Here is a 22,515-nt window from a genome sequence, read left to right as displayed (position 1 = left end):
GGCCACTCCCAGGTACCGCTTGGGTTGGGGGTAAACCCCGCGTGTGCGGGGATGATCCATCCCGCCACCCCGACCATAAAACGTTGAAATTGTAAACCCCGCGTGTGCGGGGATGATCCGATCCGGCAGGAACTGGCCAAGGGCAAGCGGTCGTAAACCCCGCGTGTGCGGGGATGATCCGTTCGGCCGACGACTGAGGCTGCGCTCTTGATCGTAAACCCCGCGTGTGCGGGGATGATCCCCGTGGGGCCACCCCTCCCTCGACCACCAACCGGTAAACCCCGCGTGTGCGGGGATGATCCCGCGGGGTCAACGGACGACTCGTGGGCCTACAGGTAAACCCCGCGTGTGCGGGGATGATCCCAGGCGACAAACCCCGGAATCCCGTCGTCACAAGTAAACCCCGCGTGTGCGGGGATGATCCCAGGCGACAAACCCCGGAATCCCGTCGTCACAAGTAAACCCCGCGTGTGCGGGGATGATCCCCGTGGGGCCACCCCCCACCTCCCTCAACCACCGTAAACCCCGCGTGTGCGGGGATGATCCCTGGTCGCCCGACGCCAGCCCGGCCGGGGCGAGGTAAACCCCGCGTGTGCGGGGATGATCCCCAGTGGCCACGTGACGCCAGTCACGCGGTCACGTAAACCCCGCGTGTGCGGGGATGATCCAGAAGGGTGAGCCTACTCACATGAGGTGCGTCTGGTAAACCCCGCGTGTGCGGGGATGATCCCAAGGTGCTGGATCTGCTGACTGCCGTAGTCAGGTAAACCCCGCGTGTGCGGGGATGATCCGGGTGGCGCGACATGGACGGGGGCTGGCAGGGGGTAAACCCCGCGCATGCGGGGATGATCCGGTGGTGGCGGCCGAGGCCGCCGTGGCCGCCGCGTAAACCCCGCGCGTGCGGGGATGATCCCCTCCGCTTCCCGTCGGAGTCGTAGCGGGAGGCGTAAACCCCGCGCACGCGGGGATGATCCGGAGGTGCGGGGCTGATGGCCAAGAGCGTCACCGTAAACCCCGCGCATGCGGGGATGATCCGACCAGCCAGTGGCCGCGCCCGTCGTGGACGGCGTAAACCCCGCGTGTGCGGGGATGATCCCATGGACTTGATGCCGTCGAGCAGGCCACGGATGTAAACCCCGCGTGTGCGGGGATGATCCGGAAAAACGCCATGCTCGTCACCCTTGAGCAGGGTAAACCCTGCGTGTGCGGGGATGATCCGTTCTCGGTCGTGAGCTTACCCTGACCGGCGGTGTAAACCCCGCACGCGCGGGGATGATCCGACGGGGTCGGAGTTCTACCACGCCCCGGTAAAGTAAACCCCGCGCGAGTGGGGATGATTCCCGTTCCCAGGGCATTGCATAGGGCCAGTCACGCATCACAGGACTCCAAGCTGCACTGGTTCTTACATACCTCATTAATCCTTGTACCGCCATTCTTCCGAACACCGAGATACCCGCATGGTTCCGAAGCCTTCCGGTCCTCCTCTGCAAGAAATAACGCAACATGCAAGAACTAGTGCTGCCCAGACGGTGGTCGTGACCCTCAAGACCTATCCCCGTAAGAGGTGCAGGCAATACCGTAAGGACGCCTGAACGGCGACAGGACTTGGAATTAGCCCGGCTACCTCCATAGCACGAGCAAGACAGGATCTAGTTGCGTGCTTATTCCGTCTGCGCCGCATGTCTAGGATGCGGTGGCCAGCAGCCTCCGTCGGGCCGGCTGGCGGTCACGGGCGCTAGCGCCAGCCGGACCTGCTGGCGGTTACGGGCAGGCTGTCAGCTGGCCCGGCTGGCGGAGTTGCACATTTTTTTTACAATCGGCGATCAGTAAACGGCGGGATCATGCGGATCCACCCATCGGCCTGGGACCGGGAACCAGGATGAATGTGCAACGGCGCCCACGTTGCACATTCATCCTGCTCACCTCCGCCCCCCGGGGCGGAAAAACGTTGGAATCACGCCACCGGCCCGACCAGCACCCCAGGATGAATGTGCAACACCGCCACCCAGGCCCCCGACGAACGCCCCACCGGCAGCCACCACGGCCTCCCACCCAGCAGCCGCCGCCCCCAGCCCCGCACTACCAGCGGACACCCCGACAGGGAGGCTGACCCTGACGGCCTGACCCCGGCCCCGACCCACACAACCAGCGGACACCCCACGTAGCGGCACAGGGCCAGCCGGTGAGAGGCCAGCCCCCACGCAACTGGCAGGCACCCCGACAGGGAGGCTGACCCTGAGGACCTGACCCCGGCCCCGACCCCCGCAACCAGCAGGCGCCCCCACGTAACGGCACGGGGACCAGCCGATGAGGGGCTGGCCCCCACGCCACCAGCAGACACCCCACGGCCCTGGAGGGCTGGCCTCCGGCCCTGGCCCCACACGCAGCTGGCGGGCACGACCTCACCATAAATAACCGCTGACGGGCGCTCCCCCACCCCCCACGCAGCTGGCGAGCGGCGCCCCTGCCGCCAGCTGCCCAGCGGAAGAGGCCCCTCGCCCCCACGCAGCTGGCGGGCACACGGTGGCGGATAAGTTCGAGAAGCCTGTCGTACGGCCGGCCCCACACGCAGCTGGCGGGCACGACCGCCCGGCCGAGTCCCGGCCGGGGGTGCAGCCCCCGCCCCCACGCAGCTGGCAGGCACCTCGACCGGAAGGCTGACCTTGACGGCCTGACCTCGGCCCCGACCCCTGCAACCAGACCCTGCCCTGCTCACGCCAGGCAGGCCCTGACCTCCACGCAACCAGACTCTGCCCTGCCCGCGCTATATTCCGCCACCGTGCGCGCCCTGAGTGCGTCCGGACCTACACGGCGTGGTGGCCCGCCCGGCGAGCATCTCGCGGCGCGCCCTGAGTACGTCCGGACCTACGGGCAGGGATATACGGCAAACTGGTCTCGACCGTGGCAGGGGCCCAACGCCCGCCAGGCGGCCTGCACCAGGCCGGAGCAAACTGGTCTCGACCGTGGCAGAGGACCAACTCGCGGCCCCCGCCAGGTCCAGCTGCTCGGCCATGGTGACCACGACGCCGTCGAGGACGCGGCCCCCGCCAGGTCCACAGCTCACCGCAGGTGGCGTGCCGTCGTCAGCTGGGTCCTGAGCCCAGCCCCTGCCCCGTCCGGTTCACCCCCGCGAGTCCAATGACCACCGCTTCGCACAAGTCCGGACTACCCGACGACACCCCGACTCAGGCTGCCCGGTCCACCAGCAGGTGGGCGAACTGCTCCATGGCGTCCCGGACCACCCGGGCCCGTTCACCGGCCTCGGCCAGGGCGCTCTGAGCACCCTGGGCCTGAATGCTGTCACCTGTCAGGCGCTCACGTGTCCCGGCCAGGGTGGCCTCCTCCAGGCCCTCCAGGGCGGCGACAGCCTCACGCGCCCAGCTAAGGGCCATCTGACGGGTACGAGCCAGCACCGGGTGCTCACGCAACCGGGCCACCACCCCGGCCAGCACGACGTCGTCGCACAGGTCCATGGTGGACAGGGCGGACAGGATGGACTGCCCGGCGGCGTCGAGCTCTCCGGCGGCCAGTGCCTGGCGCAGGAGCAGCACCGGCATGGTCTCCACCCCCTCACGCAGGTCGGTCCCCGGGGTCTTGCCGGTCGTCGCCGAGTCACTGGTGAGGTCAATGACGTCGTCAGCCAGCTGGAAGGCGACGCCGATCTTCTCCCCGAAGTCCTGCACGAGCGCCTCCACACCCGCCCCGGCGCGCGTGAGCATGGCGCCGTACCGTGCGGAGACGGCGGTCAGGGAACCGGTCTTGTCCGCCAGGACCTGGATGTAGTGCTCCACCGGGTCGCTGGCGGCCGGACGGGGCAGGGTCTCGTGAAGCTGGCCCATGCACAGGCGCTCAAAGGTACGGGCGTGGGCCAGCACCGCCTCGGGCCCCAGGGCCGCCACGAGCTGGGAGGCCCGCGCCACCAGGACGTCGCCGGTGAGGATGGCGGCGGAGTTGCCCCACACCGTCTGGGCGCTGGGGGCCCCACGACGCAGAGGCGCCTCGTCCATGACGTCGTCGTGGTAGAGGGTGGCGATGTGGGTGAGCTCGACGGCGACACCGGCATCGCGCACCTGCTCACCAGCAGCCAGCACCGGGTCGCCCAGCTGGGCGGTGAGCAGGGTCAGGGTGGGGCGCAGACGCTTGCCGCCCGCCGCAGCCAGGTGGGACGTGGGCGGGTTAATGGTCTCGTCCGCGCTGCTGACCACCTCCAGCAGGCGGGTCTCCACGGCCTCAAGGGCCTCAGAGATCCGACCTTCGATCTGAGGCGCGTCCAGGGTCAGCGTGGCGGTCACGAGATGAGCATAGCGGCCTGGAGGAGGGTCTCCAGAACCGCCTGGGGCAGGACCCCCATTGTGACCGTGAGAAGCGCAGCCAGACCGATCGCCGCCATGCTCAGGCCGGTCGAGCCGACCACTACGACGTCCTGGTCCTCGGGGTCATGGAAGAACATGAGCACGATCAGACGCATGTAGAAGAAGGCGGTAGCGACCGAGGAGGCCACAGCGACGACCACGATCCAGGTGGCCCCGGCGCCCACACCCGCCAGGAAGACTATGAACTTCCCCATGAACCCCGCCGTGAGCGGGATACCGGCCAGGGACAGCAGGAAGACCGCCATGGCCCCGGCCAGCCACGGGCTGCGGCGTGCCAGGCCCCGGTAGGCCCCCAGACCGGTGGCCTCGGCCCCGGCGGCACCGGCTACCCCGACGCCCCCGCCGTGGTAGGTGCGTACCAGGGTGACCACCCCGAAAGCGCCGACCGTGGCCACGCCGTAAGCCAGGGCGTAGAAGACCAGGCCGACGACAGCTACCTGGTCGAGGGCCGTGACGGCAATGAGCATGTAGCCCGCGTGGGCAATAGCCGAGTAGGCCAGCAGGCGCTTGACGTCCTTCTGGACGACACCGACCACGGTCCCCACGAGCATGGTCAGGACGGCCAGCGCCCACAGCACGGGCTTGAGGTCGTCCACCACCAGGTAGCCGATCCTGAGGGAGAAGCGCAGCAGGGCCAGGAAGGCGGTGGCCTTGACCCCCGCGGCCATGAGCCCGGTCACCGGGGTGGGCGCCCCCTGGTAGACGTCCGGGCTCCAGGCGTGGAAGGGCACTACCGCCACCTTGAACAGCAGGCCGACCGTCACCAGCGTGATACCGGCCAGGGACATCCAGCCCCCCTGCGCCTGCCTCATGGCGGCACTGATCGTGGCGTAGTCCACGCTCCCGGCGACGCCGTAGAGCAGGGCCGCCCCCATGAGCAGCAGCGCTGAGGCGAAGGCTCCCAGGACGAGGTACTTCAGGGCCGCCTCCTGGCTCAGCAGACGACGGTGGCGGGCCGTGGCCGCCAGGACGTACAGGGGCAGGGAGACCATCTCCAGGGTGACGAAGAGGCTAATGAGGTCGCCCACCGCCGGGAAGAGCATCATGCCCGCCAAGCAGAAGAGCGCCAGGGGGAAGACCTCCGTGGTGGTCCACCCGGCGCGGGTGGACTCTGACTCCTCGGCGCTTCCGGGGCGGTCGGCCGCCTGGGCGGCGAAGGCGCCGTCACCGACGGTGGTGCGGTCGGCCATGACCAGCAGCGCGAGGAAGCCGATGACCAGCAGGACGCCCTGGGCGACGACGGACAGGCCGTCCTCCACCTCCCCCAGGCCGGAGGGGCGCACAGCAGCGCGTCCGGCAAGGAGCGGGTCCCGCAGGGCCACCCAGCGCACCGCCAGGACGACCCCGGAGGCCAGGAGTGCCAGCAGGCTCAGGACGGTCTGGGTGACCTGACGCGCCCGGCGCGGCACGAAGGCCTCCACGAGGACACCCAACAGGCCTGCGCCCAGGATAATGAGGACCGGGCCCAGACCGGCCCAGTTAATGACCGGGGCGGTGAAGCTCACTGGAGGCTCCCTTCCGTGACGGTGGCGACCTGCTCGGCGATACCGTCGAGCGTGTCCACCAGGGCCGCGGGCGCCAGGCCCAGGGCCAGCATGGCGGCGATAATCGGGACGAGCACGAGCCTCTCGCGGCCGTCCAGGTCCGGGCTGCCCACGCGCGCGGCAGCGGGGGCCCCGGTAAAGACCCGCTGGTAGGGCAGCAGAAGGTAGACGGCGGCAATGACGACGCCGGCGACCGCCCCCACCCCCAGGGCGGTGGAGACGGAGAAGGTACCGGTGAGCACCATCCACTCGGGGACGAAGCCGCTCAGCCCGGGCAGGGCGATACCGGACAGGCCCGAGACCAGGAAGGTCCCCGCCACCAGCGGCATGACCCGCCCTATGCCGCCGAGCTCACTGACGCGCACGGTACCGGTACGCCGGGCCATGAACCCGGTGACCAGGTAGAGACCGGCGATGGACAGCCCGTGCGCCACCATGTAGACCATGGCGCCGGCGGCTGCCACGCGGCTGCCCACGAATATCCCGAGGACCATAAATCCGAAGTGGCTCACAGAGGTGTAGGAGATGAGCCGGTAGAGATGGTCCTGGCCGACGGCGGCCAGACCGCCGTAGACGATGCTGACCACCGCCAGGACGCAGACGGCGGGAGCCGCCCACCGGGACGCCTCCGGGAAGACGGGCAGCAGGACGGCGACCATGCCGTAGGTGCCGATCTTGTCCAGGACCCCGATGAGCAGCACGGAGGTACCCGGGGTGGCCTGCTCGGCGGCGTCGGGAAGCCAGGTGTGCAACGGCACCACAGGGGCCTTGACGGCCAGGGCGGCGAGGATGCTCAGGAATATCCAGCGGCTCACGGCCGGTGAGGCTGACATGCTGTGGGCCAGGCTGGAGTAGAGGTAGGTCTGGGTGCCGTTGTGGGCGTAGACGAACAGGGCTATGACGCCCACCAGCATGACCAGGCCCCCGGCCAGGGAGTACAGGAGGAACTTCAGGGCGGCACGACGTCTGCCCGCCCCCCCGAACACCCCGATGAGGAAGTACACCGGGACGAGCATGGCCTCGAAGCACAGGTAGAACAGGAACAGGTCGCGGGCGGTGAAGATGACGACGACGAAGGCCTCCAGGACCAGGACCAGGCTGGTGAACAGGCCCTGCCGGTGGGCGGGGACCTCCCCCCAGGAGGCCAGGAGGACCAGGGGTACCAGGAAGGTCGCCAGGAGCAGCATCGCCAGGCTCAGCCCGGTGGCCCCCAGCGCCCAGGAGACCCCGATGAGCGGGATCCAGGGACGGGTCTCGGCCAGCTGGACGGCCGCCCCCTGGCCGGCGTCGAACTCGCAGGCGGCGGCCACGCCCAGGGCGAACTCGGCCACGGAGAACACGAGCCCCAGGGCGCGGGCCCGGCGGCGCAGGGGGGCCACGGCCCCCACGACCAGCGCCCCGGCCAGGGGCAGGAGCACCATGAGGGTGAGAACCGGGAAGGAGGCTGCCACGGTGGTGTCGGTCATGTCGGTTACCTGTCCTCTCAGAACCTGCTGGCCAGGACGGCGACGAGAACCAGGAGCGTACCGACCAGCATGTAGCCGGCGTAGGAGCGCACGTACCCGGACTGGGTGCGGCCCACCAGGCGCCCGCAGGCGGCGGTGGCGGCGGCCAGGCCCTCCACCGCGCCGTCGACGACGTAGCGGTCGGTGGCGGTCACGGCCGCCACCAGCCCCTGACCGGGCCGCATGGCGACGGCCTCGTTGAGGGCGTCCTGGTACATGTCGTGGCGGGCCGCCTCCACCAGGGCCGGGCCGGGCCGGGCCACCACAGGCACCTGGTGACGCACGTACACGAGCCAGGCCGCCACCACGCCCAGTACCACCAGGGCCAGGGTGGCTCCCATAATGACCTCTGCCGCCAGCACCGGCTCGCCGTGCTCGACGTGGCCGGTGACCGGCTCCAGCCAGGTGGTGAAGCGGTCGCCTACGGCCAGCAGCCCGCCCAGGGCCAGGGAGAAGACGGACAGGACGACCAGCGGGACGGTCATCAGGGGCCCTGACTCGTGGGGGTGGACGGGCCCCTCCGGGTCGGCCTTGGTGGTCCAGCGCGGGGTGCCGTGGAAGATCATGAAGAAGAGGCGGGACATGTAGAAGGAGGTCAGGCCCGCGCCCAGCAGGGCGACGCCCCCCAGGATCCAGGGCCGGGCCCCCTGGCCGGTGAAGGCGGCCTCGATAATCCTGTCCTTGGACCAGAAGCCGGAGAGGGGCGGGACGCCCAGGATGGCCAGCCAGCCGATCCCCATGGTCACCCAGGTGACCGGCATGGCCCGGCGCAGTCCCCCGAAGCGACGCATGTTCACCTGGTCGCCCATGGCGTGCATGACGCTGCCGGCCCCCAGGAACAGCTGGGCCTTGAAGAAGCCGTGGGTCAGCAGGTGGAAGACGGCGAAGGCGTAGCCGACCGGCCCCAGTCCCGCACCCAGCATCATGTAGCCGATCTGGCTCATGGTGGAGGCGGCCAGGACCTTCTTCATGTCGTCCTTGGCGGACCCGATGACCGCCCCCAGGACCAGGGTGACGGCGCCGACGACGGCCACCGCCAGCTGGGCGTCGGGGGCGGCCTGGTAGACCGCGCCGGAGCGCACCATGAGGTAGACGCCGGCGGTGACCATGGTGGCGGCGTGGATGAGGGCGGAGACCGGGGTGGGCCCGGCCATGGCGTCACCCAGCCAGGCCTGGAGGGGGAACTGGGCGGACTTGCCGCAGGCGGCCACCAGGAGGAAGAAGCCCGTGGCGGTGGCCCAGCCCGGTGACAGGGCGCCGTGCGAGGCCCGGCCCAGGACGTCGGTGAAGCTCACCGAGCCCACCCGGGCCACCATGGCCATCATGGCCAGGAGCAGGCCGACGTCGCCCACACGGTTCATAATGAAGGCCTTCTTGGCGGCGGTGGCGTTGGAGGTGCTGGCGTCCTTGAGCGCGTCGGGAGCGTCGGCGTCGGCCGTGTTCCAGAAGCCGATGAGCAGGTAGGAGGCCAGGCCCACGCCCTCCCAGCCCACGAAGAGCACCACGTAGGAGTCGCCCAGGACCAGGGTGAGCATGGCCGCGACGAACAGGTTCAGGTAGGCGAAGAAGCGGCGCCGGTCGCGGTCGTGGGCCATGTAGGCCACGGAGTACAGGTGGATGAGGAAACCCACAAAGGTGACCAGGGCCACGAAGGTCAGGGAGAGCGGGTCGATACGCAGCCCGACGCGCACCTCCAGGTCCCCCACGCCGAACCAGCGCCACAGGCTCAGGTCCATGGTGCGCTGGTCGGCGGGCAGCCCCAGGACCTGGGCCAGGACCGCCCCGCCCAGGCAGGCGTCCAGGAGGGCGGCGGCCAGGCCCACCCAGTGCCCCCAGGCGTCGGTACGGCGCCCGCCCAGCAGCAGGAGCGCGGCGGAGAGCGCGGGCACGGCGACAAGGAGCCAGGCCCAGGCGGCCGGCCCGGTAGGGGCCGTCGACGCGGGGGCGGGGGCCAGGAGCGCGGCGAGAGACGGTGCGGTGGTCATGCCAGTCCCCTCAGCTCTTGAGCAGGTTGGTCTCGTCCACGGACGTCGACCTGCGGGTACGGAAGATGGACACCACGATGCTCAGCCCCACGACGACCTCGGCGGCGGCCACCACCATGACGAAGAAGGCGAAGATCTGCCCGGTGAGGTTGCCGTGCAGGCGGGAGAAGGTCACGAGCACCAGGTTGACGGCGTTGAGCATGAGCTCCACGCCCATGAGCTCGATAATCGCGTTGCGCCGTAGCAGGACGGTCAGGGCCCCCAGGGTGAACAGGACCATGGCCAGGACGACGTAGGCGGAGATCGGCAGAGTCACGTGAGCTCCTCCTTCGGGGCGGGCGCGGGGGCGGTGGCACCGGGCTGGGTGCCGGCACCGGGCAGGAGGGGCTGGACGACCACGGGCGCGGCGGCACCGGGCATGGCAGGCATACCGGAACGGGGCACCGCCTGGTCGCGCGCGGCGAGGGCGCCGTCGACCTGGGTGCCGGTCCCCGGGGAGACCTGGCTGACGTCCAGGTCCTGGCCGCGCACCACCAGGGGGCGGGGCACGGAGGCCTCCACGGCCTGTCCGGAGGCGTCCAGGGCGGGCGCGGCGGCAGAGTTGGTGGCGGCGTAGACCCCGGGCGCAGGCCTCTGGCCGGGGTGGACCCCCTTGGTGGCGTAGGCGCGCATGCGCTCCTCGGCCTGCTCACGCTGGGTACGTACCCCGCGCAGCCGCTGACGGTGGGTCAGGGTCAGGGCCCCCAGGGCGGCCACCACCAGGAGGATGCCAGTGAGCTCCATGGTGACCACGTAGTTGCCCAGCAGCACCTCCGCCAGGGCGGCGGGGGTCGCGGCCTCGCCGTCGAGCAGGCCGGCGGCGCCGGGGAAGACGGTGGCGCAGACGACGGCGGCCAGCACCGCCACCAGGCCCCCGCCAGCCAGGAGCGCCACGGGGGTGGGCACGCCCCGGGAGCCCGCGACCGGCTCCTCCCCGCCGACCCCGACGAGCATAATGACGAACAGGACCAGGGTCATGACGGCGCCGGTGTAGACCACGACCTGCGTCATCCCCAGGAAGGACGCCTCGTTGGCCAGGTAGAGGACGGCCAGGCCGATCATAATGCCGATCATATTGACGGCCGCGGACACGGCCCGCCGGGCGGTCAGGACGCCCAGGGCGCAGACCACCGTGACCAGGGAGACGACACAGAACAGGATCGTCTCGCCGGTGGAGACGGTACCGGCGTTCGTCAGGGTGGCGGGGGCGGCCAGGGCGCCGCCCGAGGTCAGGGCCGTCATGAGCGGGTCTCCTTCACGGCCGTGCCCACCGGGCGGGCGGAGGAGAGCGTGGGGTCCTGGGGGCGGTGGGAACGCACCCAGTCCACCTGCGCCCGGGTGGGGCCGGTGACCTTCCCGCGGTAGTAGTCGGCGTCCTCGGTGCCCTCGACCATGGGGTGGGGGGCGGCCAGGGCACCGGGGGGCACGGGGGCCAGCAGGTCCTCCTTCTCGTAGACCAGGCCGGTGCGGGTGGGGCCGACGAGCTCGTCGATCTCGTGGGTCATGGTCAGGGCCCGGGTGGGGCAGGCCTCGATGCACATGCCGCAGAAGATGCAGCGCAGGTAGTTGATCTGGTAGACCCGCCCGTAGCGCTCACCGGGCGAGTACTGCTCGTCCGGGGCGTTGGAGGCGGCCTCGACGTAGATGGCGTCGGCCGGGCAGGCCCAGGCGCACAGCTCGCAGCCAATGCACTTCTCCAGGCCGTCGTCATAGCGGTTGAGCTGGTGGCGCCCGTGGTAGCGGGGCATGAGGACCGGCTTCTCGAACGGGTACTGCTCGGTGACCGTGGGCCGGAACATGGAGGAGATGGTCACCCCGTAGCCGGCGACGGGGGCCAGGAAGGAGCCCAGGGCCCCGGGGTCCTCACGCAGCCACTGGTCGTGGTCGGCACCGGTGCTGCTGGTCATCGGTTCCCTCCTTCAGTCGGGGCGGTGCCCGGATCGGCAGGCAGAAAGGCCCCGGCGCCAGCGCGCCGGGAGCGCGGGGAGGGCGGCAGGACCTGCCCGGGCAGCGGCGGGACGGGGAAGCCTCCGGCGAAGGCGTCCAGGACCTGCCCGGGGGCCACGAGCTCACCGGGACCGCTACCGGGAGGGGAGGGGGCCTCCTCGCTCCCGCGCTCGGGCACGAGCACGAGGACCGCCGTGACGACCAGGAACACGGCCGCCAGGACAAGGAGCAGGGTACGGGGCTGGGTGCCGGAGAAGGTCCTCACGCCGGTGACGACACTGACCATGACGAACCAGGTCAGGGCCGCGGGGATCAGGACCTTCCAGCCCAGCTTCATAAAGTGGTCGTAGCGGATACGCACCAGGGTGCCACGGGTCCAGATCATGGCGAACATGACCGCCCAGATCTTGGCCACGAACCACAGGACGGGCCACCAGCCCTCATTGGCCCCGGGCCAGAACGAGGCGATGACGAAGGAACGCCAACCCCCCAGGAAGAGGGTGACGCACACGGCCGAGACATTGAACATATTGATGTACTCGGCCAGGAAGTACCAGGCGAACTTCATGGAGGAGTACTCCACCATGTGCCCGGCCACGAGCTCGCCCTCGGCCTCGGGCAGGTCGAAGGGCAGGCGGTTGACCTCGCCGACCATGGAGACGACGTAGATGACGAAGCTGGGCATCATGGCCACCGCCCACCACATACGGGTCTGGGCGCCCACGATCCCGGAGGTGGACATGGTGCCCGAGGCCAGGAAGACCGTGAGGACGGACAGGCTCATGGCCAGCTCGTAGGAGATGACCTGCGCGGCGCTGCGCACCGCCCCCAGCAGCGGGTAGGTGGAGTGGGCCGACCAGCCGCCCAGGATAATCCCGTAGACCCCGAACGCGGTAATGGCCAGGACGTAGAGGACCGCGACGGGGAAGTCGGTCAGCTGCAGGGGCGTGGAGTGCCCGAGGACACTGACGTTGGGACCGAACGGGATAACCGCGTAGACCATGAAGGCGCTGAACGCGGCGATAACGGGTGCCAGCAGGTAGACGGTCTTCTCCGCCCCCTTGAGCCAGAAGTCCTCCTTCATAATGAGCTTGGCGGCGTCGGCGAACGCCTGGAACAGGCCGAAGGGGCCGTTGACGTTGGGCCCGGGGCGGGTCTGCATACGCGCCAGGCCACGGCGCTCCACCCACAGGACCAGGATGACGCTGGCAATGAGGAAGACGACGATGAAGACCGCCTTGACGAGGGTCAGCCACCAGGTCTCGGCGGAGAAGTCGGCTACCACGCCCCCGCTCAGGGGCAGGGGGCCGACGGGGGCCGCAAGGGTTACCGGGTTCACCGGACCACCTCCGAGGGGGTTGAGGGGCTGGGTCGGGACACGCCCACCACCGAGCCGTGGCGGGCGCCCAGGGTCTGGTGCACGGTGGAGCCAGGTGAGCACTCGGGCAGCCACACGACGCCGTCGGCCACGCCTCCTACGACCGCGGGCAGGGTGACGGAGCCGGTGGACGTGGACACGGTCAGGCTCTCCCCCGCACCCAGCGACAGGCTCGTCGCAATGTCCGTACCCACCCTGACCACGGGGGCCTTGGCGGTGGCGGCGAGGAAGGGCTCGCCGTCCTGGAGGCGGCCGGCGTCGAGCAGGGGCTTGTGGGTGGCCAGCAGGGCACGCAGCCCGACGCCGTTCCAGACGTCCTGGCCGCCGGCCCCGCCCCCGTAGCCTCCCGGCCCCGCCTGCCCGGCCGGGGCCAGCGGGGTACGCGGCCCGGTCCACAGCCCCAGGGCGGCGAGAGCGGCGTGGAGGGCCGTCAGGTCGTCCACGCCCAGGTCGTGGCCCATCTGGCGGGCCAGGAGGCCCAGGACCTGACGGTCGGTGCGGGCCCGGGAGACGTGGGCCTGGCCGAAGGGGCGCACCCGCCCCTCCCAGTTGACGAAGGTGCCGTTCTTCTCCACGGCCGGGGCCACGGGCAGGACGACGTCGGCGTACCGGCTGACCTCGCTGCGGCGCACCTCGAGCTGGACCACGGTGCCCACCCGGGACAGGGCGGTGCGGGCCAGGGCCGGGTCGGGCAGGTCGCGCAGGTCCACACCGCCTACCAGCAGGCCCGCCAGCTCCCCTCGCGCCGCGGCGGCCAGGATCTCCTCCGCCGTCCGGCCGGGTGCGGCAGGGAGGTGCCTGCCGGGGCCCAGTCCCCAGGCCCGCTCCACCTGGGCGCGGGCCGCGGGGTCGGAGACGGGGCGGCCCCCGGGCAGCAGGCCGGGCAGCAGTCCCGCCTCGACGCCGCCGCGCTCGCCGCTGCGGCGCGGCACCCAGGCCAGGCGGGCGCCGGTAGTGGTGACCAGGGCGTCCACGGCGCCCAGCAGCCCGGGGACGGCGGCAGCGCGCTCACCGACCAGGACGCTGGCGCCCGGGGCGCCCAGGGCCTCCACCAGTGCCGGGTGGGTGCGTGCCAGGTCGGCCACGGCGTCGGCCTCCTGGCCCGGGAGGGTCAGGACGACCTGGGCGTCGAGCTTGGTCGAGCCCGCTGAGCGCAGGGTGGTGACGGTGGCCACGCGCGTTCCCCCGGCGCGCACCGCCTTGCGTAGGCGCAGGAAGAGGGCGCCGCACTCGTCCTCCGGTTCCAGGGCCACCAGGAGCACCTGACCGGCCCGCTCCAGGGAGGTGTAGGTCACACCCAGGCCGGTGCCAGCCACCCGGGCGGCCAGGAAGGCATCCTCCTGGGGGCCGGTCGGGCGCGTCCGCTGGTCAATGTCGTTGGTGCCCAGCACGGTGCGGGCGAACCGGGACCAGGCCCAGGCGTCCTCCAGGGTCAGGCGCCCGCCGGGCAGGAGCCCCACCCCGCCGTCAGCGGCGTGCCCCAGGGCGGAGGCGGCCAGGTCCAGGGCCTCGGGCCAGGAGGCGGTGACGAGCTCACCGGTGTCCTCGTCACGTACCAGGGGGCTGGTGAGCCGGTCGGGCAGGCGGGACCAGGCGAAGCCGAACCGGTCCTTGTCGGTGATCCACTCCTCGTTGACCTCGGGGTCGTTGCCGGCCAGGTGGCGCAGGACGACACCGCGGCGCATGTCCACGCGGACGGCCGAGCCGGAGGCGTCCTGCTCGGTGACGGAGTCGGTGGAGACCAGGTCCACGGGGCGGGCCCGGAAGCGGTAGCGGGCGCTGGTCAGGGCCCCTACCGGGCAGATCTGGATAATGTTGCCCGAGAAGTAGGAGGCGAAGGGGCGTCCGGAGACGTCGAGCTCCTCCCCGGCCGGCCCGGTGGCCAGGCCGTCCACGACGCCCGGCTCCCCCCCGGGCCCGGCGTGCTCGGCCTCGGGCACCAGCCCGGCCCCGCCACGGATCTCGGCCACCGCCAGCCCCCGGGCCGCGGCCTGCTCGGCGCCCCCGGCGTAGTCCAGCACCCCGGCGTCAAAGCGTCCGATCTGCTCGGAGTACAGCCCACCGGTGACCTCGCCGCCGACGTGCCCGCCGCCGCGCCCCTGGAGGGCGATAAAGCGGTCCCCGGCGACCTGGTCGGCGAAGCGCACGCAGCGCTGGCACAGGATGCACCGGTCGCGGTCCAGCAGGACGTTGCTGGTCAGGCGCAGCGGCTTGGGGAAGGTGCGCTTGACGTCGGTGAAGCGGGTGGCGCTCTGGGCCCCGGAGGCCATGAGCTCCAGGGCCTGGTTCTGCAGCGGGCACTCCCCGCCCTTGTCGCACACCGGGCAGTCCAAGGGGTGGTTGATCAGGAGGAACTCCATGGTCCCGGCCTGGGCCCGGGCGGCCACCTGGCTGGTGGCCTGGGTGGAGATCTCCATGCCCTCCACGGCGGTCATGGCGCAGGAGGGCTGGGGCTTGGGCATGGGGCGCACGACGCCGTCGCGCCCGGGCATGGCCACCTCCACCAGGCACTGGCGGCAGTTGGCGCTGGGGGCCAGCAGCGGGTGGTCGCAGAAGCGGGGGATGCGCACCCCCACCTGCTCGGCGGCCCGGATGAGGAGGGTGCCCTTCTCGACGGCCACGGGCAGGCCGTCAATAGTCATATTGACCAGCTGGGTCGTTGCAGTCGTCATGGCTCACCGTGCGCTTTCAACAATGGCAGAGGCCGCGTAGGGGAAGAGCTCGGCGGCGGGGGTGGTGTACCCGGCCTCGAACTCCGCGCGGAACCGCTTGATGCCGCTCAGGACGGGGGTGGCGGAGGCGTCGCCCAGGGCGCAGAAGGAGCGCCCGGCGATATTGGAGGCGATGGACTCCAGCTTCTCCACGTCCCCGGGCAGCCCCTGCCCCGCCTCCAGGCGCGCCATGATCTGACGCATCCAGTAGGTGCCCTCCCGGCAGGGGGTGCACTTGCCGCAGGACTCGTGCTGGTAGAACTCCGTCCAGCGGGCCACCACGCGCACCGCCGAGACGGTCTCGTCAAAGACCTGCAGGGCACGGGTGCCCAGCATGGAACCGGCCGCCCCGACCGACTCGTAGTCCAGGGGGACGTCAAGCTCCTCAGGGCCGAGGATCGGGGTGGAGGAGCCCCCCGGCACCCAGAACTTCAGCTGGTGCCCGGGGCGGATCCCGCCGGCCAAGGAGATGAGCTGGCGCATGGTGATGCCGAAGGGGGCCTCGAACTGGCCGGGGTGGGCCACGTGCCCGGTGACGGAGAAGATCCCGTGGCCCTTGGAGCGCTCGGTGCCCATGGCGTTGTACCAGCTGGCGCCGCGGGCCAGGATGGCGGGCACGGAGGCGATGGTCTCCACGTTGTTAATGACCGTAGGACGCCCGTACAGGCCGGCCACGGCGGGGAAGGGCGGCTTGAGGCGGGGGTGTCCGCGGCGCCCCTCCAGGGAGTCGAGCAGCGCGGTCTCCTCCCCGCAGATGTAGGCCCCGGCACCGGCGTGGGCGGTGATACGCAGCCGCTGGCGGCCGTCCAGGCCGAAGCCGGTGTCCAGGTACCCGGCGTCGGCGGCCTCGCGCACGGCCGCCAGGAGGCGGCGGTAGACCTGGACGACCTCCCCGCGCAGGTAGATAAAGGCGTGGTCGCAGCCGATGGCCCGGGAGGTGATGGCCACGCCCTCAATGAGGGCCTGGGGGTTGGCCATCATGGTGGGGATGTCCTTGCAGGTGCCGGGCTCGGACTCGTCGGCGTTGACCACCAGGTAGCGGGGCAGGCCGTCGGGGGCGGGCAGGAAGGACCACTTCAGGCCCGTGGGGAAGCCGGCACCTCCGCGCCCCCGCAGGCCCGAGGCCTTGACCAGGGCCACCAGGTCGGCCTGGCTCATGGTCAGGGCCCGTTCCAGGCCCTGGTACCCACCGTGGTCCAGGTAGGACTCCAGGGTCCAGGAGCGCTCCTTGTCCCACATGTCGGTCAGGACCGGGGTCAGGGTGCCCGGGGCGGTGAAGGAGGGCCCCGGCCCGGTGACGTCGGTGGCGCTCACTGCCGCTCCTCCCTGGGTGCGGTCCAGCCGTTGTCACGGGCCAGGCGCAGGCCCCGCAGGCTGGGGCCGCCGGCGCCCACGCCCTGGTCGGCCCGGCCGTCCTCGAAGCCGGCCAGGAGGCGCTCGTTGTCGCGGAAGGTCGGCAGGGTCTCGGGGCCGCGGGTGGGGGCCACCTCCTCGCCGCGCTCCAGGCGCCGCACCAGGTCGACGGCGCTGGCGGGGGTCTGGTTGTCGAAGAACTCCCAGTTGACCATGACCACCGGGGCGTAGTCGCAGGCGGCGTTGCACTCAATGCGCTCCAGGGAGATGCGGCCGTCCTCGCTGGTCTCGTCGTTGCCCAGGCCGGTGGCGGCGCTGACGGCCTCCCAGACCTGGTCCCCGCCCATGACGGCGCACAGGGCGTTGGTGCACACGCCCACGTGGTACTCCCCCACCGGGTGGCGCCGGAACTGGCTGTAGAAGGTGGCCACGGCACTGACCTCGGTGCGGGTCAGGCCCAGGACCAGGGCGCACAGGGCGATACCGCGGGGGGAGACGTAGCCGTCCACGCTCTGGATGAGGTGGAGCATGGGGATGAGGGCGCTGCGGGAGTGCCCCGCCGGGTAGCGTCCGCAGATCTCGGCGATGTCGGCCTCCAGGCGGTGGGCGGTCTCGCCCTCGTAGCCGACGGCGGCCGCAGGTCCCGGGGCGGGCTGCACCGCCTGGGGGTCGATCGCGACACCGTCAGCCGCCGGTACAGGGGTGCTGGTTGTGGTGCTCATCAGCGGTCCACGCCTCCCAGGACGGGGTCGATGGAGGCCAGGGAGGGGACCAGGTCGGCGAGCATGCCGCCCTGCCCCATCATGGCCAGGGACTGCAGGTTGGAGAAGGAGGGGTCGCGGAAGTGGACCCGGTAGGGCCGGGTGCCGCCGTCGGACACGGCGTGGACGCCCAGGACCCCCTTGGCGTGCTCCACGGTCTGGTACACCTGCCCGGCGGGCACGTGGAACCCCTGGGTCACCAGCTTGAAGTGGTGGATGAGGGACTCCATGGAGGTGCCCATGATCTCGCGCACGTGCTCCAGGGACTGGCCCTGGCCGTCGCTGGCAATGGCCATGCGGGCGGGCCAGGCGATAGTGGGGTCGGCCACCATCGTCGTATTAGAGGGATGCTTTCCACGAGCTGTAATATCGTCCAGTCTCTCCAGGCACTGGGAGACAATCTTCAAGCTCTGGTAGCACTCGTCAAAGCGGACGGCCAGGCGGTTGTAGCAGTCGGAGCGGTCGTAGACGGGGACCTCGAAGTCGTAGGTCTCGTAGCCGCAGTAGGGGCGGATCCTGCGCATGTCCAGCGGGTAGCCGGCGGCGCGCACGCAGGGGCCGGTCAGGCCCAGGGCCATGGCCCCCGCCAGGCTGACCTCCCCCACGCCCACGAACCGGGAGCGCAGGATGGGGTTGGCCATGAGCAGGGACTCCAGCTCGTGCACGTCGTTCCTGATGCTGGGCATGACCGAGCGCACGAAGTCGGTCAGGCCCTCGGGCAGGTCCTGGGCCAGGCCGCCGGGGCGCACGTAGGCGTGGTTCATGCGCAGCCCCGAGACCATCTCGTAGACGCGCAGGATGTTCTCCCGCCCCCTGAAGGAGATGGTCATGAGCGTGGTGCCGCCCATCTCGTTGCCGCCGGACCCGATGGCCACCAGGTGGGAGGCGATCCGGCCCAGCTCCATGAGCAGCACCCGGGCGACAGTGGCCTTCTCGGGGATCTCCTCGGTGACCCCCAGGAGCTTCTCCACCGCCAGGGCGTAGGCGACCTCCTGGAAGAAGGGGGCCACGTAGTCCATGCGGGTCACGAAGGTCTCGCCCTGGGTCCAGGTGCGGTACTCCATGTTCTTCTCAATGCCCGTGTGCAGGTAGCCGGTGCCCACCCGCACGTCGGTGACCCTCTCGCCGTCGAGCTCGACGACGAGGCGGAGCACCCCGTGGGTGGAGGGGTGGACCGGCCCCATATTGACCACGATGCGGTCGTTGCGCAGGCGGTCGGCCTCGTCGCGCGCGGCGACGGCGGCCACGACCTCGTCCCAGTCCCCGCCGGCCAGCGTGTACTGGGGGGCGCCGTCGGCCAGGTCCTCGGTGGCGGGGCCGGAGGCCCGGAGGGTGTCGGCAGTCATTAGCGGTACGACCTCCGGGTGTCGGCGGGCGGGGTGGCGGCGCCCTTGTACTCCACGGGGATGCCGCCCAGGGGGTAGTCCTTGCGCTGGGGGTGGCCCACCCAGTCGTCGGGCATGGCGGAGCGGGTGAGGTTGGGGTGGCCGTCGAAGACGATGCCCATGAGGTCCCAGGTCTCGCGCTCGTGCCAGTCGTTGCCGGGGTAGAGGGGGACCAGGGAGGGTACGTGCGGGTCGGAGACGGGGCAGGTGGTCTCCAGGCGCAGGGCCCACCCGCCGTGGGTGAGGCTGAGCAGCTCGGTGCAGGCGTGGAGCTCGCGGCCCAGGTCCTCGGGGTAGTGCACGCCGCTGACCCCCAGACACAGCTCGAAACGCAGGTCCTGGTCGTCACGCAGGGGGCGGGCCACGTCCAGCAGGTGCTCGCGGGTGACGAACAGGGTGAGCTCGTCGTGCTCGACGACGACCTTCTCAATGGCGGCGGCCGGGTCCACCCCCGCGGCGGCCAGGTCCTCGATGAGGGCGTCCACGACCGCGTCGAACCAGGAGCCGTAGGGGCGCACCGCGGCCGGGGCCAGGGTGACCACCTGGCGCTGGAGCCCGTAGCCGGTGGTGTCCCCGGCGTCGGGGGCGCCGAACTGGCCGACGTGGTGGGCCACGACCTCCAGGCGCAGCTCGGGACGCACGGGGGTGCCGGCGACCTCCGGGACGGCCCCGGCGGGGCCGACGGCGTCAGGGGCGGTGCCGCTCATGCGAGCAGTCCCTTCATCTCGTGCACGGGGGCGGCGGCCAGGGCGGCGGCCTCCACGGCCCGGGCGATCTCCTCGCGGTGGCCGAAGACGGTCTTGCGCTCCACCAGGCGGGTGAGCTCGAGCATGGCGTTAATGAGCATCTCGGGGCGGGGCGGGCAGCCGGGCAGGTAGATGTCCACCGGGACAATGTGGTCGCACCCCTGGACGATTGCGTAGTTGTTGAACATGCCGCCGCTCGAGGCGCAGGCCCCCATGGAGATGACCCACTTGGGCTCGGGCATGGAGTCGTAGACGTTGCGCACGATGGGGGCCATCTTGTGGGAGACGCGGCCCGAGACGATCATGACGTCGGCGTGGCGGGGCGAGGCGCGGAAGACCTCCCAGCCGAAGCGGGCCATGTCGAAGCGGGGCGTGCCGGTGGCCATCATCTCAATGGCGCAGCAGGCCAGGCCCATGGTCACCGGCCACAGGGAGCGGGCCTGGGCCAGCCCGGTGACCTTCTCCACGCTGGTGAGCAGGAAGCCGGCGCCGTCCACCGACTGCTCGGCGGCGAGCTGGAGGTCGTCGCGCTTGGAGGGGATGCTACGCATCTTCTCGCGGTATGCGCGGTACTCGGAGGTGCTCATGGTGTGTCCTTGAGATTCTTGCGTTCAGTCCCAGTCCAGGGCGCCGCGGCGCCACTCCAGGACGTAGGGCACCGTGATAATGGCGATGAACAGCAGGGCCGCGCCCAGGCCGAAGACGCCCAGGCGCCCGAAGGCCGTGACCCAGGGGTAGAGGAAGACCACCTCGACGTCGAAGACGATAAAGGTCATGCCCACCAGGTAGAAGGCCACGGGGAAGCGTCCGTGCTCGGTGTTGGCCGGGGTGGGGTCGATACCGCACTCGTAGTTGGCGACCTTGACCCGGTTGCGCCGGGTGGGGCTGACGACGGCGCTCAGGGTCAGGCCGCCCACGGCCACGAGCAGGGCCAGGCCCGCCATAATGAGCAGGGGCACGTAGGGGTTCATGCTGCCGGCACCATCCTTGTCAGGAGCTGGATGAGGTGGTCGAGCCTGTCGCCGCCGTGACGCTCCCACCCGTCGGACAGGAGCTTGGTGACGAGCTTCATGAGGTTCCTGCGGGGCAGCCCGTAGCGGGTGCAGATCCGCATGACCTCGGGGTGCTCAATGAGGGAGACGAAGACGCGCCCCAGGGTGTAGTAGCCGCCGAGCTCGCGGGAGACGGCCACGGGGTACTGGGCGAGGGCCTGCTCGCGTCCGCCCCGGGTGGAGCGCACGGCGGCCTGGGCCGCGGCCTGGGCGGCCAGGCGCCCGGACATGAGGGCCTGGGCGATCCCCTCGCCGTTGAACGGGGAGACCATGCCCCCGGCGTCGCCCAGGAGCATGAGCCCGTCGGCGTAGTGGGGCTTGCGGTTGAAGGCCATGGGCAGGGCGGCGCTGGCCAGCCGCCCGACCTGGTTGTCGGGGGTGAAGCCCCAGGAGCAGGGGACGTTGTCCATCCACCGGGCGAAGACCTCCCGGTAGTTCATGGCGTGGGAGGTGGCCGTGGAGCTCACCGAGCCGAGCCCGACGTTGACCAGCCCCTCCCCCACGCTCCAGATCCAGCCGTAGCCGGGCAGGAGGTCAGAGTCCCCGGGACGGCCGTCCCACAGCTCCAGGCGCGACTCCATCCAGGGGTCACGGGCCCGCGGGGAGCGGAAGTAGGCGCGTACGGCCACGCCCATGGGGCGGCGCTCGTCACGGGTGCGCCCGACGGCGGTGGCCAGGCGGGCCGAGACCCCGCCGGCGTCAATGACCAGGGGGGCGGTGATCGTGGCCGGGCCGGTGAGGCCGGGCTCGGCCACGCGGGCGGTGGGCCGGGCCTCCACCCCGGTCACGCGCCCGGTGGCGCTGGTGACCGGGCCGGTGACGCTGACCCCGGTCAGGAGTCGTGCGCCGCGGGCGGCGGCGTGCTCGGCGAGCTCACGGTCCAGGAGGGCACGACGTCGGGCCATGCCGTAGGAGGGGAAGGACGCCTGCTCGGGCCAGGGGAAGTGGAGGAGGTGGCCGCCGCCTATGACGCGCAGGCCCTTGTTGCGCTGCCAACCGGTGGTGTCCACCCCCAAAAGGGCGAGCTCGCGTACGGCAGAGGGGGTCAGGCCGTCGCCGCAGACCTTGTCCCGGCCGAGCTCGTGCCTCTCCACCAGGACGACGTCCAGGCCCAGGGTGGCCAGGTGGCAGGCGGCCGAGGACCCGGCCGGGCCGGCACCGACCACGACGACGTCCGCGTCGAGCCTGGCGCCCCGGACGGCAGGGGCGGAGCCTCGAGCGGCGGGGGCGGAGGGGCCGGGGGTGCGGGCGGCCTGACGGGAACTGGAGGACCGGTGCACGCCGGGGCCTGCGGGACCGGCGGCCCGGTGCGGGGCCGGGGACGCGAGCGGGTCCGCCGTCGGGTGGGTGCCGGAGCACGTAGCCGGTCTGGCCTGATCTGCCACAGGCACCTCCTTAAGTCATTGTGTTGAGCCGCAGCTGCGCGGTCAGGGCCTCCGGGGCGCGGGGTCCTGCGGCGACTGTACCCAGGGCCTCACCGGGGCCTGACCAAGGGCGTCCTGCGCCTGGTTTTGACTGTCCTGTCAGTGTAAGGCCTGCGGGCGCCGTAGAACGGCACTAAGCGGAGGTACGGTATTTAGGAAGCGTCTGCCTCACCTAATTTGCCTGCGGTCAGGAGGCGGCACGGGGTGGGGTCGCCTTCCCCGGGCGGGCCGTCCCCCGGTGGGTCGCCAGCCCGCTGGCTGCCTCGCTCCTCCTGGGCGGTGCGCTTCTGGGAGTCGCGCTCCCGGCCCACT

Annotated in this window: 16 protein-coding genes and 1 CRISPR repeat array (1 of these 17 running past the window's edge); all 16 genes read right to left on the bottom strand. The window is 71.2% G+C overall.

Annotation, left to right across the window (positions count from 1 at the left end):
- Positions 1-1,340: a CRISPR direct-repeat array (repeat unit 28 nt; unit sequence GTAAACCCCGCACGCGCGGGGATGATCC); it reaches 11,810 nt to the left of the window's first position.
- Positions 1,341-3,185: 1,845 nt separating this feature from the next.
- On the bottom strand, positions 3,186-4,292 hold the full coding sequence (locus C3V41_RS12095) for a polyprenyl synthetase family protein (RefSeq protein WP_106110458.1): 1,107 nt from the start codon (positions 4,290-4,292) through the stop codon (positions 3,186-3,188).
- Positions 4,289-5,878, bottom strand: coding sequence for an NADH-quinone oxidoreductase subunit NuoN (nuoN, locus tag C3V41_RS12090; protein ID WP_106110457.1), 1,590 nt, complete (start codon positions 5,876-5,878; stop codon positions 4,289-4,291). Before nuoN ends, C3V41_RS12095 begins: the two co-directional genes overlap by 4 nt.
- Positions 5,875-7,383 carry a complex I subunit 4 family protein gene (locus C3V41_RS12085; protein ID WP_106110456.1) on the bottom strand — a complete coding sequence of 503 codons (1,509 nt, stop codon included), beginning with the start codon at positions 7,381-7,383 and terminating at the stop codon, positions 5,875-5,877. Before C3V41_RS12085 ends, nuoN begins: the two co-directional genes overlap by 4 nt.
- 17 nt (positions 7,384-7,400) lie before the next feature.
- On the bottom strand, positions 7,401-9,407 hold the full coding sequence (nuoL, locus tag C3V41_RS12080; protein WP_106110455.1) for an NADH-quinone oxidoreductase subunit L: 2,007 nt from the start codon (positions 9,405-9,407) through the stop codon (positions 7,401-7,403).
- Positions 9,408-9,417: 10 nt separating this feature from the next.
- Entirely contained in the window at positions 9,418-9,723 is a 306-nt protein-coding gene (nuoK, locus tag C3V41_RS12075; protein ID WP_106110454.1) for an NADH-quinone oxidoreductase subunit NuoK, read from the bottom strand.
- The gene (locus C3V41_RS12070) at positions 9,720-10,688 is read right to left on the bottom strand and encodes an NADH-quinone oxidoreductase subunit J (protein ID WP_106110453.1); all 969 of its coding nucleotides are present in this window, start codon (positions 10,686-10,688) and stop codon (positions 9,720-9,722) included. The genes nuoK and C3V41_RS12070 overlap by 4 nt, the downstream gene beginning before the upstream one ends.
- On the bottom strand, positions 10,685-11,353 hold the full coding sequence (gene nuoI / locus C3V41_RS12065) for an NADH-quinone oxidoreductase subunit NuoI (protein WP_106110452.1): 669 nt from the start codon (positions 11,351-11,353) through the stop codon (positions 10,685-10,687). Before nuoI ends, C3V41_RS12070 begins: the two co-directional genes overlap by 4 nt.
- A complete protein-coding gene (gene nuoH, locus C3V41_RS12060; protein ID WP_106110451.1) occupies positions 11,350-12,732 on the bottom strand; it encodes an NADH-quinone oxidoreductase subunit NuoH in 1,383 nt (460 codons plus the stop codon). Before nuoH ends, nuoI begins: the two co-directional genes overlap by 4 nt.
- A complete protein-coding gene (locus tag C3V41_RS12055; protein ID WP_106110450.1) occupies positions 12,729-15,443 on the bottom strand; it encodes an NADH-quinone oxidoreductase subunit G in 2,715 nt (904 codons plus the stop codon). Before C3V41_RS12055 ends, nuoH begins: the two co-directional genes overlap by 4 nt.
- Positions 15,444-15,446: 3 nt before the next feature.
- Positions 15,447-16,721: an NADH-quinone oxidoreductase subunit NuoF gene (nuoF, locus tag C3V41_RS12050; protein ID WP_165271662.1), complete on the bottom strand. Its 1,275-nt coding sequence runs from the start codon at positions 16,719-16,721 to the stop codon at positions 15,447-15,449.
- Between the two features lie 71 nt (positions 16,722-16,792).
- Entirely contained in the window at positions 16,793-17,557 is a 765-nt protein-coding gene (gene nuoE / locus C3V41_RS12045; RefSeq protein ID WP_106110448.1) for an NADH-quinone oxidoreductase subunit NuoE, read from the bottom strand.
- On the bottom strand, positions 17,557-18,942 hold the full coding sequence (locus C3V41_RS12040) for an NADH-quinone oxidoreductase subunit D (protein ID WP_106110447.1): 1,386 nt from the start codon (positions 18,940-18,942) through the stop codon (positions 17,557-17,559). Before C3V41_RS12040 ends, nuoE begins: the two co-directional genes overlap by 1 nt.
- Positions 18,942-19,688: an NADH-quinone oxidoreductase subunit C gene (locus C3V41_RS12035; protein WP_106110446.1), complete on the bottom strand. Its 747-nt coding sequence runs from the start codon at positions 19,686-19,688 to the stop codon at positions 18,942-18,944. The genes C3V41_RS12040 and C3V41_RS12035 overlap by 1 nt, the downstream gene beginning before the upstream one ends.
- On the bottom strand, positions 19,685-20,278 hold the full coding sequence (locus C3V41_RS12030) for an NADH-quinone oxidoreductase subunit B (RefSeq protein WP_246742274.1): 594 nt from the start codon (positions 20,276-20,278) through the stop codon (positions 19,685-19,687). The genes C3V41_RS12035 and C3V41_RS12030 overlap by 4 nt, the downstream gene beginning before the upstream one ends.
- A gap of 60 nt (positions 20,279-20,338) precedes the next feature.
- Positions 20,339-20,698: an NADH-quinone oxidoreductase subunit A gene (ndhC, locus tag C3V41_RS12025; RefSeq protein WP_106110444.1), complete on the bottom strand. Its 360-nt coding sequence runs from the start codon at positions 20,696-20,698 to the stop codon at positions 20,339-20,341.
- Positions 20,695-21,945 carry a geranylgeranyl reductase family protein gene (locus tag C3V41_RS12020; protein WP_246742273.1) on the bottom strand — a complete coding sequence of 417 codons (1,251 nt, stop codon included), beginning with the start codon at positions 21,943-21,945 and terminating at the stop codon, positions 20,695-20,697. Before C3V41_RS12020 ends, ndhC begins: the two co-directional genes overlap by 4 nt.
- Positions 21,946-22,515 lie beyond the last annotated feature (570 nt).

Origin of the sequence: Actinomyces sp. oral taxon 897 (genome assembly GCF_002999235.1) — a bacterium.
Classification (GTDB): Bacteria; Actinomycetota; Actinomycetes; order Actinomycetales; family Actinomycetaceae; genus Actinomyces.
The sequence above is the reverse complement of the archived record's forward strand: the minus strand, read 5'-3'. Positions and strand labels throughout refer to the sequence as shown.